This window comes from Thiomicrorhabdus arctica DSM 13458 (assembly GCF_000381085.1).
Classification (GTDB): Bacteria; Pseudomonadota; Gammaproteobacteria; order Thiomicrospirales; family Thiomicrospiraceae; genus Thiomicrorhabdus; species Thiomicrorhabdus arctica.
This window is the reverse complement of sequence record NZ_KB905899.1, coordinates 1320306-1336116: the sequence shown is the minus strand read 5'-3', so window position 1 is coordinate 1336116 and position 15811 is coordinate 1320306. Positions and strand designations below refer to the sequence as shown.

Genomic DNA, 15811 nt, shown 5'->3' with positions numbered 1-15811 from the left:
GTTCCTTATTGTTCAGGCGGAAGAGTAGTGGGTTTGTTTTCCGAAGCTGGATTGGGGACTGTATTAGTCGCAGGGTTAAAGGTGACGGAAATGCGTCCTTTTTCCTGTTCGGTACTCTGCGCTTTTAGGGTCTGATTGGTCATGTCGTAAAATAGTTTAGGCCCCTTAATAAGGTGCTGTCCAGGTTGTTCTACTTGAGCACTGCCCACTAATAAAACAGTTTTATTAAGCGCATCATATTCAATCATATTCGCTTTACCTTTTAACCAGGACTGGTCCGTTTGGCTAAAGCGTTTGAAACGCGCTGGTTGTCCTGTCGCTTTGACGGTTTTTAACAGGTTATTTGGATGCTTTACGATGATTTCATCACCCTTTAAAGTCAGGCTGCCTTGGGTCACGATGACATTACCTTTGTAGATACTAATGCCACTTTTTTCTTGTGCATCTAGACTGTTGGCAGAAATATGAACAGGTTGTTCTTCATCTGGAGTTTGTGTCAGTGCAAAACTCTCAGGGCTTTTGGCTAATAAAAAGGACGAAAAGCTGGCTAATAAGATGATTTTAAATCGAATTCTGGATTGAGGCATTTGCACGTGACCTTAGTAAGAGAATTATTAGCTCTATTGAGATTTTAGCTTTTTAAGCGGTTGGTTAGGGTAATAAATTCCCTGAACATCATTGAGTAATTGGTATTGCCCTGTTTCAAGGTTGGCTTTAAATCCGGTTGCTGTGGTAGAACTATTAGTCTGAGTGAGTAGGACCTTAGCATCGGTTTCTAACTCGCCATTACTGGCATTATAAGTGATGTGTTCGGTATTCAGTATGCTATTTTTGGTTTTGTGATCTTGTTGTCTCTTAGAGGGAGCACTCTCTGAACGGATCTGTTTAATGATGACATTGCCAGATAATGTAATTAATTCATCATTAAGGCTTTGGCCTCGTTCGCTTTTGATGATGACGACATTGTTCGCCTCAGAGTGAGTAATTATGGGTTGGGTAAAGTCACTTTTTTTTAAGGTTTCATAATAACGAAAGTGTTTAGTCTGCAAGGTCGTTTGCTGATTGGGCTCGTTACGATTAATTTTCCAAGTGGTACTGTTGGTTGATTGCCAGCTGTAATTATCCGCATTAACTTGAGGATTTTGAGCGTCTTGTGGTTGAGCGCCTTGTCGAGAGGTAATCCACAGCGCTAGGATAGCCAGGATGAAACTGAAAAGGATGATTCGTACACTGGATAACCGCATAGTGATTCCTGATGTGTTCGAGAGTGTTGCTTAATCGGGTGGTTGTTAAGTTAGGTCTCTTAAAAAGAAGTCCATGTGGTGTTGCCACAGATTCTGGGAACGTAAAATAATTTCACAGATCTCTCGAACACAGCCTTGGCCACCTTTATAAGTCGAGATGTAATCCACGCGGGATTTAACTTCATCATCTCCATCAGCAGGTGTCACAGCGAGTCCAATGCGCATTAAAATAGGCAGGTCTAGAATGTCATCACCAATGTATGCGATTTCGTCGAAAGATAATTCCAATGTTTCAACCAGCTTCAAGAAAGTGGGTAGTTTATCAGGAACTCCTTGGTAGACGTGTTTTACCTTAAGATCTTGCATGCGGTTCGTGACTAATTGAGATTTTCGGCCGGTAATAATTCCAATATCAATGCCACTTTTTTGCAGTAATACCATACCGTGGCCATCACGAGTATTAAACGTTTTACTTTCAATACCGTCATCACTGTAAATCAACATGTTATTAGTCATGACGCCATCAACATCCAAAATCAGCAGTTTAATTTTTTGAGCTTTATTCGCGATGTTTTCAGGGATGTTCATGTTCGTTCCTTCTAAGCAGTATTTTAGTTACACCACATGAGTTGAGCGCAGAAATAAGACGATTAAATATGCCACAAAACCAATGGTAAGTAAAAGTCCTTTTGATTTGTTGATGACTGCTATGCCATTTCTAGGTAAGGCAAACAGTAGCATTAATACAGTAAAACCAAGCATTACAGGCATGTCAATTATGAGCATGTCACTGTCTAAAATAGAGGGCGAGAGCAAAGCTGGAACGGCTAAAACGGCTAAAATGTTAAACATGTTTGAGCCGATAATGTTACCAATCATAAGATCGGCTTCATTTTTACGCGCCGCAGAGATAGCCGCGGCCAATTCTGGTAGGCTCGTACCAATGGCAATAATGGTTAGTCCAATCACCGCTTCAGAAATTTCAAAGGCGGTTGCAATTTCAACGGCACCCCAAACCATCATCTTGGCACTGACCATTAAAATCAGTAATCCACCCACCACAAAGACGATACTTTTTTTCATGCTCAGTTCAGGCAATGTGTCGACTGCTTGAATGGTTTCACTTGATAGCGGGTCGGATGGATTAAGATCTATATTGGCTTTAATCATCCAAATTACGGCGAGGATTAATGCGACTACTAATACGATCCCGTCTGCGAAACCAAGGTTACCGTCTAAGACCAATACGTAAGCTCCCAAAGAGATAGCTAAAAGCATAGGTAGTTCACGCTTAAGGATGGACGATTTTATAACGATTGGACTAATAATCGCGGCCACTCCTAAAACCATCGCGATATTGGCTATATTTGAACCTACCGCATTACCGATGGCTAGACCAGGACTGTTATCCAAAGCGGCTAAAGTCGCCACGATAATCTCTGGCATTGAGGTTCCAAAACCCAGGACAACGACTCCTATTATAAGCGGAGAGATCGCTAGGTGGTTTGATACGCTGGCGGCTCCATCAACAAAAATATCAGAACTCCAGACAAGAAGAACTAAGCCAATTAATAAAACAATGCTAGGTAGGAGTAATGTCGTTGTCATAATCGCCGTTTATTAAAATGTGTAAAAATGGGCTCTGATTATAACGGAAACTGACAGGTAAAATAAATAATATTAATGAGGGTCTTAAGTTTTGAAGTGGCATTAAAACGGTTCTGTTTTCAATTGATTAAGGGTCATTGTCGTTTAAATTCGGTTAAAATGGCTTTTTAGCTGTTAATTATGCAGACTAAAGATAAAATACCGCTATTGTTGAAATGTTGGATAGGTTTAGAATTTTTGGAGAATTTACAAATAGGGCTTTATGATTGGCAGCGAACTGATTTAGTCGGTCAGTTTTACCCTGAGGATTTACCATCTGATTGGCTGTTGGATTATTACAGTAACGCTTTTAGAGTTGTGCTTGTGCCTCAGTCTGAATGGATTGCCTGGGAGAGTAGCGATTTAGATGCAATCATTGAAGCCGTCGAAGCGCCATTCTATTTCTATTTTGTGGTCGAGGAATATTTTACAGCTGAGGATTTGTCACAATTGCTTCAGGTCGTTGAAACACTTGGAGCCCAAGCTTGTGGTGTGGTGGTGTGGTCTGAAAAACCGTTTGAACACCCAAAAATTGTTGGTTTGCCGGTGACGTTGATTTCGACTCAATATAAATTGCCTGGCTGGGCTTGGCAAAATCAAGGTTTTTGGATGTCTGGAGAACCTCTGGCTTATTTACCAAATTTGACTGGGGATGCAAAAGAGCAGGTCATTATATTGAAGGCGTTTATGCAAAGCTTGTTGGAAAGTGATTGTGTTAAAAAGGAGTTGGCTGCACCGTGTATTGTGGGTGGTGATGTCATTGATATGGTGCAGGTGATGAACCTTAAAGTACTCAGCGAGTTTTTAGGGTATTAGGGAAGCTGCTTCAGTTAAAAGTTTCTATATAATATGCTGAATAATCAATTTTTATAGCCGAATGCAGATTGAATGTTGTGTTTAAAAGAAATGAAATGAATTTGGATGACAACTGGGTAACTCAAATGCAAACAACCGAAACCTTAATTGAAATTAAAAACCTGTGCTTTTCACGTGGCAATCGCAAGATATTTGACGATATTACTCTTTCTATCCCTAAGGGTAAGATAACGGCGATTATGGGTCCAAGTGGCAGTGGTAAAACGACCTTGTTAAAGTTAATTGCTGGACAATTAACGCCTGACTCAGGTGAAGTCTGGGTAGAAGGTCAAAATATTCACGCTTTATCGCGTAAAAAAGTCTATGAGTTAAGGCGCAAAATGGGCATGTTATTTCAAAGCGGCGCTTTATTGACCGATTTGAATGTCTTTGACAACGTTGCATTCCCATTAAGAGAGCATACTAAACTTCCGGAAGAGTTGATTTATGCCTTGGTCTTGATGAAATTGCAAGCGGTCGGATTAAGAGGTGCAAGATCATTAATGCCGGCTGAGTTATCCGGTGGTATGTCTCGACGAGTGGCATTAGCGAGAGGGATTGCATTGGATCCTGAAATGATTTTTTATGATGAACCTTTTGTTGGCCAAGATCCCATTACAAAAGGTGTACTGGTTGAACTGATTCATAAACTGAATGCCACTCTAGGTCTTACTAGTGTCATTGTTTCGCATGATGTAAAGGAAGTGCTGTCGATTGCAGATTATGTCTGTATTATCTCAGAAGGTAAAATTATTGCTCAAGGAACTAAAGAAGAGTTGTTAAAAGAATCGAGCGGTTATGTAAACCAGTTCATAAATGGTTTGCCAGATGGTCCAGTACCGTTTCACTTTCCCAATCGACCTTATCTCGACGATATCGCGTTATACGGTCAGGTTAGGGGGGGGGGATAATGTCACGATTTATGGATTTTGTTCAATCGGTAGGTGCGGATGTCATCGCTGGCCTGGCGACTTTTGGTCGTGGGTCAATGTTTATTGTATCTGTATTATCTGCCACACCTAGTGCGATATTGCGCTTAGATCTGTTACTTAAGCAGGTTTATGTTTCTGGCGTGCTCTCATTACCGATTATTTTAACGGCTGGATTGTTTGTCGGTATGGTACTTAGCTTGCAAGGTTACAATGTTTTGGTTGACTATAACTCTGAAGAAGCGGTGGGTACCATGACGGCTTTATCACTATTAAGAGAGTTGGGGCCCGTAGTGGCCGCTCTGTTGTTTGCCGGACGAGCGGGTTCAGCACTCACAGCCGAGATTGGTTTAATGCGTTCTACCGAACAAATATCAGCCTTGGAGATGATGGCGATTGATCCCTTAAAATTTATTTATGCACCCCGCTTTTTGGCCGCGATTATCTCTTTACCTTTGTTGACGTTATTGTTCACTGGTTTGGGTATTCTTGGAGGCTATTTGGTTTCGGTCGGTTGGTTAGGCGTAGATGAGGGTGCCTTTTGGTCACAGATGCATGCCCATGTCGATTGGCATGATGATGTCATGAATGGCATTATTAAGTCGATCGCATTTGCAGTTTTAGTTGCCACGGTTGCCCTTTTTCAAGGCTTTAATGCGATGCCAACTTCTGAAGGGGTAAGTAATGCAACTACGAAAACCGTCGTACACTCTTCTTTGGGTGTACTCGGGTTGGACTTTATCCTAACGTCTTTGATGTTCAACTGATTAAGTAGCTTTTACAAAAAACGAATAAAATGTTCTATAGCGGAACAGTTAACTGAAATAAGGTTTTAGAAAAATGAACAAACAAACCAAAATTGAATTATGGGTCGGAACCTTTGTTTTGATGAGCCTTGTTGCTTTGGCTGGAATTGCCTTACAAGTGAGTAACTTTTCAGGTTGGAAAGAGCAGCCCACTTATCAAGTAAGCGCATTGTTTGATAATATTGGCGGTTTAAAAGTGCGTGCGCCTGTGAAGCTGAGTGGCGTAGTCATTGGCCGAATTACTGCGATTGGAGTGGATCCTGTTTCATTTAAAGCGAAGGTTGAGATGCAAATTGATAAAGCCTTTAATGCACTGCCATCCGATTCATCAGCCTCTATTTTAACCTCGGGCTTATTGGGGGATCAATACGTCGGTCTGGGGCCAGGAGGAGCTGAAGAAGTTCTAGTAGATGGCTCGCAAGTTGAGCTGACACAATCTGCGTTGGTATTGGAAGATCTAATTGGTCAGTTTTTAGTGAAATTCAGTGATTCAAAATAGGAGTAAATTGGTTATGAAAAAAACATTACAGCTTTTTATAATAACGCTACTTTCTTGTCTATGGGCGGTGGAAAGTTATGCCGTATCAGTGCCACAAGATGATCCTGCAAAAATGGTCAGTGTCTTGTCTAAAGAACTTATTAAAGCCATGAATGAACAGCGAGTTGAGTTAGAATCAAGCCCTGAAAAAGTGAAGGCTTTTGCTTCTATTTATGTGCTGCCTTATGTCGATACCTACAAAATGGCACGCTACGTTATGGGTAGGCATTGGCGAACAGCGACGGAATCCCAACAAAGCGAATTTATGGCCGCTTTTTCGAATACTTTAATTCGTTCTTACTCACAGAGTTTACTAAAATTGAAGATTGAGTCAGTGAATGTCATGAATGCACAGACAGAGAAACCAGGGCGTGTTACTGTGCCTTCTGTCGTACTTCAGTCAGATGGGAATCAAACAGATGTCATTTATCGTGCTTACCTAAATGCAGAGAGCAAAAAGTGGATGCTTTATGATGTTTCTATTGAGGGAATTAGCATGTTATTAAATTACCGTAAAGCCTATGATTCTGATTTTTCTAAAATTGGCATTGATGCCGTGATTGCCGATATGAAGGCTAAAAATAGTGCATTTAATGGTTAAATCTAACAACATAAAAGTATTAATAAGCAAAGGTCAGTGATGTCAGAATTAATGTGGTCTGAAGCCAGTGGCTTAATGGCTTTGCCGGTCGAGGTGACTTTGCAAACGTTACCACAACTGCTAAAAAGCAAGGCTGTTTTAAACTACCCTGTTTTAGAGGTTGATTTTTCGGAGGTCAAGCTGGTAGATAGTGCCGCATTAGCCTTATTGTTAGTTTGGGCGGGTAATACGGCAACCGCTCTCAAAGTAAAAAACATACCCTCTGAATTGCATACCTTAACAACTTTATATGATTTAGAGACCGTTTTGGGGCTTCCAGAGTGAATGTAAGTATCTCTAAGACGATTCAAATATTTATTTAAAAAGGTCTGATATGTTACAAATCCCGGCTGTTGAATTTCATCAAGTCAAAAAACAATATGGCGAATTAGAAGCATTAAAAGAAATTTCTTTTTCGGTAGAAGAAGGCAGTTTCTTTGGTTTGCTTGGACCTAATGGCGCAGGTAAATCCACTCTTATTAATGCTATGTCAGGACTGATCGTTCCAAGTTCAGGCCGTATTAAAATTAAGGGTTTTGATGTGATTGACGATTACCGTCACACTCGCCGTATATTGGGTTTAGTCCCTCAAGAGCTGATTTCAGATCCATTTTTCTCTATTCGTGAACTTTTACAATTGCAGTCTGGATATTTTGGATTAAAAGGTGCAAAACAGTCTGCTTGGATTGGCGAATTATTGGAGCGTTTAGCTCTATCTGATAAATCCGATGCCAATACCAGTCAGCTTTCCGGCGGCATGAAACGTCGCGTATTAATTGCGATGGCCTTAGTTCATAAGCCACAAGTTTTGGTTTTGGATGAACCGACCGCTGGGGTGGATGTGGATTTACGCAGAACGCTTTGGGAATTTACCAAAGAGTTACACCAGCAAGGTCATACGGTTATTTTGACGACGCACTATTTAGAAGAGGCTGAAGCCCTGTGTGAAAAAATAGCGATTATGCAAGATGGCGAGGTGAAAGCCTTAGATTCGACGCATGCTTTATTGTCTAAACATACCTATCGTTATTTACGGGTAACACTCTCTCAGGCAGCGTATCAGCTAATACCGGCTTTAGAGCAACGTTTAGTTGAAAGAGAGCACAATGGTTTAGTGTTTAAATTGGAAAAAACGGCTTCCATGACTGAGTTGCTAGCGTGGCTGCACGAAAATCAACTGCAAGTGACTGATATAAGTAGTCGAGATGCTTCTTTGGAAGAAGTGTTTTTAGATTTAACCTCTGGAGAGACAACCTGATGATAAATTATGCTGGGTGTTGGGCGCTCTTTATTAAAGAAATAAGACGTTTTTATTCGGTCGTGGTACAGACTGTATTTGCGCCAGTGGTGGCGACATTATTGTATTTGTTGGTTTTTGGACAAGTGTTAGATACGCAGATAGATGTCTATTCTGGTTTAGATTATAGTCAGTTTATAATACCAGGTCTGGTAATGATGGCAATTTTGCAAAACGCCTTTGCGAATACGTCTTCAAGTTTGATTCAATCGAAAATGCACGGTAATTTAACCTTTGTCTTACTGAGTCCAATTTCACCTCTTGAGTTGTATGTTGCATTTGTTGGGGCGGCGATAGTGCGTGGTGTTGCCGTTGGTTTAGCAATATTAGTGGTTGGCATTATTTGGTTTGACTTGAGTTGGCAGTCACCATTATGGATTATGTTGTTTGCTATTTTAAGTGCCGCGATGATGGGGGGGCTGGGTATGTTAGCGGGCATTATTTCGGATAAGTATGACCATTTAGCCGCGTTCCAGAATTTTGTCATTATGCCATTAACGTTTTTAAGTGGCGTATTTTATTCAATTCACGCTTTGCCGGGTGTCTGGCAAGAAATTTCACAATTTAATCCGTTCTTCTATATGGTTGATGGATTTCGTTATGGGTTCTTTGGGCAGTCTGACGTATCGGTTTATTTAAGTTTGTCAGTCACGTTATTGTTCTTGCTGATTGTGTCTGCGATAAATCTGATTTTATTACACAAAGGCGTTAAAATACGCGAATAATTTTTTACCAGGAGTAGGCTCACATGTCTCCAGATACCGTTAAGAAAATGATAGAAGCCGCCATCCCTGATAGTCAGGTTGAAACAAGTGGTGAAGATTGCACGTCTACCATCGTCGTGATTAGTCCAGTTTTTGCAGGATTGTCACCAATCAAGTGTCATCGCATGGTCAATGATATTTTTAAAGCGCAGTTTGCCAGTGGCGAATTGCATGCACTGTCTATTAAGACCAAAGTCGCATAGTAAAAATCAGGAGTGGTTTAGTTTAACTCCTCGATTTTTACATAATACAAGAATAGATAAAGCAAAATTTATGGATAAATTAGTAGTAAGTTGTCAGGGAGAACTCTCCGGTAATATTGAAATTTCAGGGGCTAAAAATGCAGCTCTACCGATTCTGATGGGCTGTTTACTCGCCGAAACACCGACAAAATTATCTAATGTTCCGCATTTGATGGATGTGACAACCTCTATTCAGTTGCTGGCCTCGATGGGCGTTGATGTTTTGTTTGATGAACACCTGAATATTGAGTTGGATGCCAGTCATTTGACTTCTAAAGAAGCGCCTTATGAGCTGGTCAATACGATGCGTGCTTCAATCTTGGTGTTAGGACCATTATTAGGCCGCTTTGGTGAAGCGAAAGTTTCTTTGCCTGGCGGTTGTGCGATTGGTTCACGCCCTGTGGATATCCATATTCATGGAATGCAGAAGATGGGGGCTGATATTCAGGTTGAGCAAGGTTATATCATTGCGAAATCTAATGGTCGTCTCAAAGGCGCAGACATTTCGATGACTCCCGTGACCGTTACGGGAACTGAAAACCTATTGATGGCTGCCGTGTTAGCTGAAGGTACCACTTATTTGAGAAATGCAGCACGAGAGCCAGAAGTGACAGATTTGGCTGAGTTCTTAAATAAGATGGGTGCTAAAATCAGTGGACTAGGCACGAGTACTTTGGTAATTGAGGGGGTTGAACGCCTGTCGGGCGTTGAGTATTCGGTCATTCCCGATCGTATTGAAGCCGGGACTTATTTAGCCGCAGCGGCAATTACCAAAAGTAAGTTAACCGTCACTAAAGTTAACCCCAAACACTTAAGTATCGTATTAGACAAATTTACAGAAGCCGGTGCTGATATCACTTGTACAGCAAACACCATTACTTTGGATATGCGCAATCGCTCATTAAAACCTGTGAATATCGTTACTGACCCATATCCACTTTTCCCAACGGATATGCAGGCACAGTTTTTAGTGATGAATGCTTTAGCAGATGGTGAGTCAACAATTCAGGAAACGATTTTTGAAAACCGCTTTATGCATGTTTCAGAATTGGCTAGAATGGGAGCGGATATCTCTATTGAAGGCAATACCGCAACCATTCGCGGTGTTAAGAAACTGCATGGTGCGCCCGTAATGGCCACAGATCTACGTGCTTCAGCAAGCTTAATCCTTGCCGGCCTAGTTGCAGAAGGTGAAACAATCGTTAATCGGGTTTATCATATTGATCGTGGATATGAACTGATTGAAGAAAAATTTCATAAAATAGGTGCACATATCTATCGTTTATCTGATTAACGATTGTGTCTATTTGTCGAGCATGATTTAAATCACGCTTAATTTTTGAACGTATTAACTATTTGATGAACTTATGAATGAACAGCTAACTATCGCGCTCTCTAAAGGGCGTATTTACAAAGATACTCTTCCGTTGCTTGAAGCGGCGGGCATTGAACCTTTAGAAGATCCGAGCAAATGCCGTAAACTTATTTTGCCAACAAATAACCCAAATGTACGGCTATTGATTGTGCGTGCAACCGATGCGCCGACTTATGTTGCCCATGGCGCGGCCGATATCGGTGTTGCTGGTAAAGATGTGCTCATGGAGGCGCCAACTGACAACCTCTATGAGTTGTTGGATTTGCAAATTGCCAAATGCCAGTTAATGGTGGCTGGCCCTGAATTTGAAAAAGCACATGGTCATCGTCTTAAGATTGCGACTAAATACCTAAAGTCTGCCCAAGCGTATTACGCTCAAAAGGGTGAGCAGGTTGATTTAATCAAACTTTATGGTTCTATGGAAATTGCTCCGCTGATTGATTTAGCCGATAGAATCGTCGATTTAGTCGATACTGGAAATACTTTGCGTGCCAACGGCTTAGTGCCGATGGAGCATATTGCGGACATCAGCTCACGCCTGATTGTTAATCAGCATGCGTATAAAACCAAGTTTCATCAAATTGATGAGATTGTTCAAAAGTTTAAATCAGTCATCGAGAGTCAAAATGCTTAATATTCGTCGTTTATCTGCTAGTGCAGAAGGATTTAGAGAAGAGTTAGACACTCTTCTTGCATGGGAAACTGTTTCTAATGAGTCAATTAATGATGTCGTTAAAGAAGTGGTTAACAGTGTTCGTCTAAATGGCGATACCGCGTTACTTGAATACACCGCTAAGTTCGATCGCTTATCTTTGAACTCTGCCGCCGAATTAGAAATTTCTAAAGAGCGCTTATTCGCGGCTTTAGAAAGAATTCCTGCAGACCAGCGTCAAGCGCTAGAAACTTCTGCAAAACGTGTGCGTGACTATCACGAAAGACAAGTTCAAGCTTCATGGAGTTATGAAGAGGCTGACGGTACTATGTTGGGTCAACAGGTCACCCCTTTAGACAGTGTTGGACTGTATGTGCCAGGTGGCAAGGCGGCTTACCCTTCCTCGGTGATTATGAATGCAATTCCTGCAAAAGTAGCCGGTGTTGAAACACTTATCATGGTTGTGCCTACACCGGATGGCGAAGTCAGCGATATGGTGTTGGCGGCAGCGGCTATTTGTGATGTGGATGCCGTCTTTACCTTGGGGGGTGCACAAGCGGTTGCAGCTTTGGCTTATGGGACTGAAACAGTTCCTGCGGTTGATAAAATTGTAGGGCCTGGAAATATTTACGTTGCCACTGCGAAGCGTATGGTTTTCGGAACCGTCGGCATCGATATGATTGCCGGTCCTTCTGAGATCTTAGTGTATTGTGACGGTAAAACGAATCCTGATTGGATTGCTGTAGATTTATTCTCTCAAGCTGAACACGATGAAGACGCACAGTCTATTTTGGTAACGCCTGACGCCGAGTTTGCTGATAAGGTGTTAGAGAGCATGAATCGTCTCCTGCCGACGATGCCGCGCCAAACCATTATCCGTAAAGCTTTGGAAGACCGTGGTGCGATTATCGTGGTGAATGATGAAGAGCAAGCGCTTGAAATGATTAATCTCATTGCACCTGAGCACTTAGAGTTATCCATTGAAAATCCTAAGGCATTACTGCCAAAGATTCGACATGCTGGCGCAATTTTTATGGGGCGCTTTACAGCGGAAGCTATTGGTGATTACTGTGCCGGACCTAATCACGTTTTACCGACGTCAAGAACAGCACGTTTCTCATCCCCTTTAGGAGTTTATGACTTCCAAAAGCGTTCAAGCTTGATTATGTGTTCCGCAGAAGGTGCAAATACCCTTGGACGCATTGCTGGCGTTTTAGCGGATGGTGAGGGGCTTCAAGCACACGCTGCTTCCGCTCGTTACCGTATCAAAGATTAATCTCATTTGATCTTTACGTTCGTAAAGAAACCACTCGGTCTGACCAGGCCTGGTGGTTTTTTTGTGCCTATTTAAAAGGTTTTTGACAGCAGTGGAGAGGGTAGGATGTTACGTTCAGAATTAGTGGAATATTTAGCCGATTTTTTAGCAATTGAGCAGTACAAGGATTATGCTCCGAACGGTTTACAGGTAGAAGGTAAGGCTGAAATTAAGCATATCGTCACCGGTGTGACAGCTTGTCAGGCCTTGCTGGATAAGGCGGTAGAGTTGCAGGCCGATGCCATTTTGGTTCATCACGGGTATTTCTGGAAGAGTGAATCACCAGAAATTACAGGGTTTAAACAGAAGCGCATTAAAACCCTGCTAGTTAATGATATGAACTTATTGGCCTATCATTTACCATTAGATGGCCATTTCGAATTGGGTAATAATGCAATGCTTGGAAAATTATGGGCATTAGAAGATATCACTCCTATACCTGGTCTTGTGAGATTAGGCAGGCTTGCAAAAGCAGTGCCAATTAAAAACTTTGTAGAGCAAGTGTCCAATAGCTTAAATAGACAAGTCCTGCATTTACCCGGAGGGCCTGATGTCGTTCAAACCATCGCTTGGTGCAGTGGCGGAGCTCAAAATTACATAAATCAAGCCATCGACTGGCGTGCAGATGTCTATATTAGTGGTGAAGTTTCAGAACAAACTACTCACATAGCGCGTGAAGCGGGCATTCATTATTTAGCGGCTGGGCATCATGCAACTGAACGTCTAGGTATTAAAATGCTAGGTGAGCACTTGGCCGAGAAATTTAATATTGAGTGTCACTTTGTGGATGTTAAAAATCCTGTGTGAGTTGATATACGGTCGTTTGGAGGTATTATATTTGCTTATAAAACGACATAGATAAAACTTATTAAAAGGGCTTATGGGTAAATACTGATTTTAATTTCCAGTAACCTTCGGTAGAATAAGGGGAATTTGCTTGGGTAAACTAGGAAGAGACAGGTATGTCGACAGAAGAACAAAATAATGTGAGCGTTAATTTACAACGCCGTAAAATTCTTACGGGCGCGACAGGTGTCGTCGGAGCTGCAGGAGCAACTTTTTTGGCCGTCCCGTTTGTCAGCTCTTGGCAGCCAAGTGAAAAAGCTAAGGCCGCTGGTGCACCAGTGAATGCTGATATTAGTCAACTTCAGCTAGGGCAGATGTTAACGGTTGCGTGGCGCGGCAAGCCTGTATGGGTTGTGCGTAGAACCTCAGATATGCTTGGCGGTTTAGCGCCTTTAGATGGACAGTTGCGAGATCCGGCTTCATTAGAGTCGATACAACCTAAGTATTGTCAAAACCCTACTCGAGCCATTAAAGATGAATATTTGGTCGTTGTTGGGATTTGTACTCATTTAGGTTGTGCTCCTCTCTATAGACCAGCAATCGGTTCTCCTGATGTTGGTGCCGATTGGCAAGGAGGGTTCTTTTGCCCATGTCACGGTTCACGTTTTGATTTGGCTGGTCGAGTCTTTCAGTCAGTACCTGCTCCGACCAACCTAGTCATTCCACCACATCATTTTCTTACGGATTATTTGATCCGTATTGGTGAAGGTCCTGCAGAAGGAGGCGTTGCATAATGTCCGAACAAAATAAGCAGCAATCAACTTTATTAGCCTGGTTTGATAAACGTTATCCGTTAATCAGTACCTGGAACAAGCATGTCGGTGAGTACTATGCACCTAAAAACTTTAACTTTTGGTATTTCTTTGGCGCCTTAGCATTATTGGTTTTTGTCAATCAGATCGTTTCTGGTATTTGGCTAACCATGAGCTATAAACCGAGTGCGGCAGAAGCGTTTAACTCAATTGAATACATTATGCGTGATGTGCAGTGGGGTTGGCTTATTCGTTATATGCACTCTACGGGGGCTTCCGCTTTCTTTCTAGTGGTTTATCTGCATATGATGAGAGGATTGCTTTACGGCTCTTATAAGGAGCCTAGGGAGCTGGTGTGGTTACTAGGCATGATGCTTTTCTTAGTCTTAATGGCAGAAGCCTTTATGGGTTATCTACTGCCATGGGGTCAAATGTCTTACTGGGGTGCTCAGGTTATTATCTCTTTATTTGGAGCCATTCCTGTCATTGGACCTGACTTAGCCTTATGGGTTCGAGGTGATTTTGTTATCTCTGATGTCACCTTGAATCGTTTCTTTGCATTACACGTGATTGCCTTACCTTTGGTACTGGTTATTTTGATCTTTATGCACATTGTGGCACTGCACCAGGTAGGTTCGAATAACCCTGATGGAGTTGAGATTAAAAAATATAAAAATAATAAAGGTCTGCCAATCGATGGGATTGCTTTCCATCCTTACTATTCTGTAAAAGACACGATGGGCGCCGTATTCTTTATGACGCTATTTGCCTTGGTGATATTTTATGCACCAGAAGGGGGGGGGTACTTTATTGAAGCGCCCAACTTTGAACCAGCGAATCCATTGAAAACACCTGATCATATTGCACCCGTTTGGTATTTCACGCCGTTTTATGCAATCTTACGTGCGATACCAGATAAATTTTTAGGTGTAGTTGCCATGGGCGGTGCGATTGCCGTGTTATTCGCTATGCCATGGTTAGATCGATGTAAAGTTAAATCAATTCGTTATCGTGGGATCTCTTTTAAAATCCTCTTAACAATCTTGGTGGTGAGTTTTGTCGTTTTAGGTTGGTTGGGAACTCAGCCTGCAACCCCTGAATTAACAAAGTTAGCGCAAATATTTACCGCGTTGTACTTCATGTTTTTCTTGGTATTACCCTTTACTTCGAAAAATGAACATACTAAGCCTGTTCCAGAGAGGGTTACTTAAATGAAACAATTTTTATTAATATTAAGTTTCTGTATGCTCTCTTTATCAGCTAGTGTTCAGGCTTCCGGAGGGTACGGTATTACCCTGGAGCCAGCACAGAATAATTTACGTGATCAAGACTCTCTGAAACGTGGCGCAATCTTGTTTTCTAATTATTGTATGGCCTGTCACTCACTAAAATACATGCGTTATAATCGTATTGCACGTAATTTAGGTTGGGACGAAGATGCCATTGTTGCCGAAATGGCTTACGGTCAAAGCACAGTATATGAAGACGTTACAACCCGTATATTGCCAGGTGTGGCAATGGATGTGTTTGGAACTGAACCACCTGATTTATCTCTGATGTCTCGATTAAAAGGCACGGATTATATTTATAGCTTTTTACGTGGCTATGAGCAAAATGAGAAAGGTGAATGGGAAAATCATGTTTTAAAAGGCACAGCTATGCCGAACGTACTTGAGGGGATTCAACGTCACTCAAGTGAAGAAGAGTATGCTGAAGCTGCGCGTGATATTACAAACTTTCTGGACTATGTAGGTGAACCCTCGAAGATTGATCGCTTAGACTTAGGCTGGAAGGTTGTCGCTTTTTTACTTGTTTTGTTGTTGCTGGCTTATCTTTTGAAAAGAGAGTATTGGAAAGACATCGAGCATTAACGATAATGTCAATCAGTCAGTTAAAGCCCGCTTCAATG

At 41.8% G+C, this 15811-nt stretch carries 20 protein-coding genes; 16 read left to right on the top strand and 4 right to left on the bottom strand.

The features are described from left to right. Nucleotides 1–5 precede the first annotated feature (5 nt). Genes lptA through F612_RS0106210 form a run of 4 tightly spaced genes read right to left on the bottom strand, consistent with a single transcriptional unit; the run spans nucleotide 6 to nucleotide 2852 of the window. Nucleotides 6–587 carry a lipopolysaccharide transport periplasmic protein LptA gene (gene lptA, locus F612_RS0106225; protein ID WP_019556898.1) on the bottom strand — a complete coding sequence of 194 codons (582 nt, stop codon included), beginning with the start codon at nucleotides 585–587 and terminating at the stop codon, nucleotides 6–8. A gap of 33 nt (nucleotides 588–620) precedes the next feature. Then, nucleotides 621–1244 carry an LPS export ABC transporter periplasmic protein LptC gene (gene lptC / locus F612_RS0106220; protein ID WP_019556897.1) on the bottom strand — a complete coding sequence of 208 codons (624 nt, stop codon included), beginning with the start codon at nucleotides 1242–1244 and terminating at the stop codon, nucleotides 621–623. 45 nt (nucleotides 1245–1289) lie between these two features. Then, the gene (locus tag F612_RS0106215) at nucleotides 1290–1832 is read right to left on the bottom strand and encodes a KdsC family phosphatase (protein ID WP_019556896.1); all 543 of its coding nucleotides are present in this window, start codon (nucleotides 1830–1832) and stop codon (nucleotides 1290–1292) included. A gap of 27 nt (nucleotides 1833–1859) precedes the next feature. Further along, entirely contained in the window at nucleotides 1860–2852 is a 993-nt protein-coding gene (locus F612_RS0106210; RefSeq protein WP_019556895.1) for a calcium/sodium antiporter, read from the bottom strand. Between the two features lie 180 nt (nucleotides 2853–3032). On the opposite strand from F612_RS0106210, the gene F612_RS0106205 reads away from it, so the two are divergent. The 16 genes from F612_RS0106205 (at nucleotide 3033) to F612_RS0106130 (ending at nucleotide 15773) form a co-directional block, all read left to right on the top strand. Further along, on the top strand, nucleotides 3033–3707 hold the full coding sequence (locus F612_RS0106205) for a hypothetical protein (RefSeq protein ID WP_019556894.1): 675 nt from the start codon (nucleotides 3033–3035) through the stop codon (nucleotides 3705–3707). A gap of 95 nt (nucleotides 3708–3802) precedes the next feature. Continuing rightward, nucleotides 3803–4657 (top strand): ATP-binding cassette domain-containing protein, encoded by an 855-nt coding sequence (locus F612_RS0106200; RefSeq protein ID WP_019556893.1) that lies wholly within the window; start codon nucleotides 3803–3805, stop codon nucleotides 4655–4657. After that, nucleotides 4657–5442, top strand: a complete 786-nt coding sequence (gene mlaE, locus F612_RS0106195; protein WP_019556892.1) for a lipid asymmetry maintenance ABC transporter permease subunit MlaE — start codon at nucleotides 4657–4659, stop codon at nucleotides 5440–5442. The genes F612_RS0106200 and mlaE overlap by 1 nt, the downstream gene beginning before the upstream one ends. Nucleotides 5443–5515: 73 nt before the next feature. Next, nucleotides 5516–5980: an outer membrane lipid asymmetry maintenance protein MlaD gene (gene mlaD, locus F612_RS0106190; RefSeq protein WP_019556891.1), complete on the top strand. Its 465-nt coding sequence runs from the start codon at nucleotides 5516–5518 to the stop codon at nucleotides 5978–5980. A 13-nt stretch (nucleotides 5981–5993) separates the two neighbouring features. Beyond that, nucleotides 5994–6620, top strand: coding sequence for an MlaC/ttg2D family ABC transporter substrate-binding protein (locus F612_RS0106185; RefSeq protein WP_019556890.1), 627 nt, complete (start codon nucleotides 5994–5996; stop codon nucleotides 6618–6620). 39 nt (nucleotides 6621–6659) lie between these two features. Then, nucleotides 6660–6944 (top strand): STAS domain-containing protein, encoded by a 285-nt coding sequence (locus tag F612_RS12300; RefSeq protein ID WP_019556889.1) that lies wholly within the window; start codon nucleotides 6660–6662, stop codon nucleotides 6942–6944. 49 nt (nucleotides 6945–6993) lie between these two features. Continuing rightward, nucleotides 6994–7917, top strand: coding sequence for an ABC transporter ATP-binding protein (locus tag F612_RS0106175; protein ID WP_019556888.1), 924 nt, complete (start codon nucleotides 6994–6996; stop codon nucleotides 7915–7917). Continuing rightward, on the top strand, nucleotides 7917–8681 hold the full coding sequence (locus tag F612_RS0106170) for an ABC transporter permease (protein ID WP_019556887.1): 765 nt from the start codon (nucleotides 7917–7919) through the stop codon (nucleotides 8679–8681). Before F612_RS0106175 ends, F612_RS0106170 begins: the two co-directional genes overlap by 1 nt. Before the next feature lie 23 nt (nucleotides 8682–8704). Beyond that, complete coding sequence (locus F612_RS0106165; protein WP_019556886.1) at nucleotides 8705–8923, top strand: BolA family protein; 219 nt, start codon at nucleotides 8705–8707, stop codon at nucleotides 8921–8923. A 70-nt stretch (nucleotides 8924–8993) separates the two neighbouring features. Continuing rightward, nucleotides 8994–10256: a UDP-N-acetylglucosamine 1-carboxyvinyltransferase gene (gene murA / locus F612_RS0106160; protein ID WP_019556885.1), complete on the top strand. Its 1263-nt coding sequence runs from the start codon at nucleotides 8994–8996 to the stop codon at nucleotides 10254–10256. 73 nt (nucleotides 10257–10329) lie between these two features. Next, nucleotides 10330–10971 (top strand): ATP phosphoribosyltransferase, encoded by a 642-nt coding sequence (gene hisG / locus F612_RS0106155; protein WP_019556884.1) that lies wholly within the window; start codon nucleotides 10330–10332, stop codon nucleotides 10969–10971. Continuing rightward, the gene (gene hisD / locus F612_RS0106150) at nucleotides 10964–12265 is read left to right on the top strand and encodes a histidinol dehydrogenase (RefSeq protein WP_019556883.1); all 1302 of its coding nucleotides are present in this window, start codon (nucleotides 10964–10966) and stop codon (nucleotides 12263–12265) included. The genes hisG and hisD overlap by 8 nt, the downstream gene beginning before the upstream one ends. Before the next feature lie 105 nt (nucleotides 12266–12370). Continuing rightward, nucleotides 12371–13111 carry a Nif3-like dinuclear metal center hexameric protein gene (locus F612_RS0106145; protein WP_019556882.1) on the top strand — a complete coding sequence of 247 codons (741 nt, stop codon included), beginning with the start codon at nucleotides 12371–12373 and terminating at the stop codon, nucleotides 13109–13111. A 155-nt stretch (nucleotides 13112–13266) separates the two neighbouring features. Beyond that, nucleotides 13267–13884 (top strand): ubiquinol-cytochrome c reductase iron-sulfur subunit, encoded by a 618-nt coding sequence (gene petA / locus F612_RS0106140; protein ID WP_019556881.1) that lies wholly within the window; start codon nucleotides 13267–13269, stop codon nucleotides 13882–13884. Next, complete coding sequence (locus tag F612_RS0106135; RefSeq protein ID WP_019556880.1) at nucleotides 13884–15113, top strand: cytochrome b; 1230 nt, start codon at nucleotides 13884–13886, stop codon at nucleotides 15111–15113. Before petA ends, F612_RS0106135 begins: the two co-directional genes overlap by 1 nt. Continuing rightward, nucleotides 15114–15773 carry a cytochrome c1 gene (locus F612_RS0106130; RefSeq protein ID WP_019556879.1) on the top strand — a complete coding sequence of 220 codons (660 nt, stop codon included), beginning with the start codon at nucleotides 15114–15116 and terminating at the stop codon, nucleotides 15771–15773. The last annotated feature ends 38 nt before the right edge of the window (nucleotides 15774–15811 follow it).